The sequence below is a fragment of the Herbaspirillum lusitanum P6-12 genome (genome assembly GCF_000256565.1).
GTDB lineage: Bacteria > Pseudomonadota > Gammaproteobacteria > Burkholderiales > Burkholderiaceae_D > Herbaspirillum > Herbaspirillum lusitanum.
The window spans coordinates 1-1,623 of the sequence record NZ_AJHH01000187.1; the positions used below are offsets into that span (position 1 = coordinate 1).

The 1,623-nt window shown below is 64.8% G+C and carries 1 protein-coding gene and 1 pseudogene; both read right to left on the reverse strand.

From position 1 onward, the window contains the following. A partial coding sequence (locus tag HLUSI_RS0106460; RefSeq protein ID WP_016833213.1) for a PepSY-associated TM helix domain-containing protein occupies positions 1 to 1,061 on the reverse strand: 1,061 nt, incomplete at its 3' end. A 149-nt stretch (positions 1,062 to 1,210) separates the two neighbouring features. After that, positions 1,211 to 1,623, reverse strand: a pseudogene (locus HLUSI_RS0106465) (hypothetical protein); the annotation flags it as partial.

A 1,623-nucleotide genomic window follows, 5' to 3' on the forward strand; every position in this document is an offset into this window, starting at 1 on the left:
AACAGCGGCATGATCAGCGCGGCGATGGTCATCACGATGCGGCCGGGCATTCCGAAGTAGGTACCCATGTGCAGCGGATAGATGGCGGCGATGAACCTGCCGCCGGTGCTCTTGTCTTCGTAGCGTTCCAGCTGTTTGATCTCGCCGCTCTGTGGCAGCACCACCATACGGCTGCGGGCGCGCTCATGCGGCGCGTCGTGGCCGAGGAAGAAGATCTGCAGCGGCTGCGTACCTTGTTCGGGCAGGCGCAGCTGTGCGCTCTGGTAGTCCGGCGCCTTGGTCAGGAAGGCGTTCCAGGCCTGGGTCAGGTCCAGGGCGACCGGGGTCTGGTTGTTGGGGCCGTCCTTTTTCTTGCCCTCGCCGCGCGCCATGGGGGCGCGACGGGTTTCGCCGGCCAGCGTGTTGACGCCGTCCTTGAACCAGTCCAGCGCCCAGTAGGCGCCGGTGGTGGCGAAGATCACGTACATCACCAGCGACCAGGTGCCGATGACCGAATGCAGGTTCCACAGCAGGGAGCGGCCCTGCAGCTGGAAATCCAGACGCAGCCAGGCGCGCAGCGACAGCGCCCGGCGCGGCCAGCGCAGGTACAGCCCCGACAGCGCCAGCATCAGCAGGCACAGCGCCAGCGTCCCCAGGACGATCTTGCCGATCTCGGTGGGCAGCAGCAGCCAGCGGTGGAAGCGCTCGGTGAACTCGAAGAATTCCATGCCCGTCACCGGCGGCAGCAGAGCGCCGGTGTAGGGATCGACATAACGCGCCTGGCCGCGCCGCTCGCCCGGAGGCGGCGCGAACACCACGCGCACCGAATCCCCCGGCTCGGCCGACAAGGTCATGGTGGTGATGCGGCGTTGCGGCTCTTCCTGGCGCAGTTTCTCCAGCACTTGCTGCGGCGTGAGCGTGGCTTGCTGGCGCACCTGGACGTGCATCACCCCGGGGCTGAGCAGATCCATGATTTCTTCACGGAAAGCCAGCAAGGCGCCGGTCACGCCGATGAACATCAGCACGGTGCCCGCAGTGATGCCGATGAACCAGTGCACCTGGAACCAGATTTTCTTGAACATTGTTTTTCTCTTGTGGGCTGGCGGTCGGCGAGCTGGGCAGCGTGCAGCGTGGCTTGTCGACACCGGCAGACGGCGTTTTTGCTAAAGCGCTCTATTATAGAGGATAGGCGAATGAGAATTATTCCATGAAGTATCTCATTATGGAAATGTTAACCTGATGCCGACTTATCCTTCTGCAGCACCATGCTGGCCAGGATCATCGCCGCCACCAGCAACGCCACCGGCAGCAACCCGCGATGCAGCAGGAAGCCGGCGATCTGCGTGCCGACGCCCGACAGCGTCAGCGCCAGGAACATCAGGAAGCCCGAGGCCAGGCTGGTCAGCGACTTCGGCACCGACAGCGCGCGCGTCACGGTAGACGGTCCGCGCAGGCCGAGGCCGGCGCAGAACAGCATCCAGCACACGATCAGCGGCGCCACATGGCGCTCGTCCAGCACGCCCAGCGTGATCAGTCCCGCCACCGAAATCAACTGAACGATGGCGCCGGCGTTCATCAGTTTGAACGTACCGCAGCGATGCGCCATGGCGCCGCAGCACCGGCACCACCACGGTGGCGGCGCCC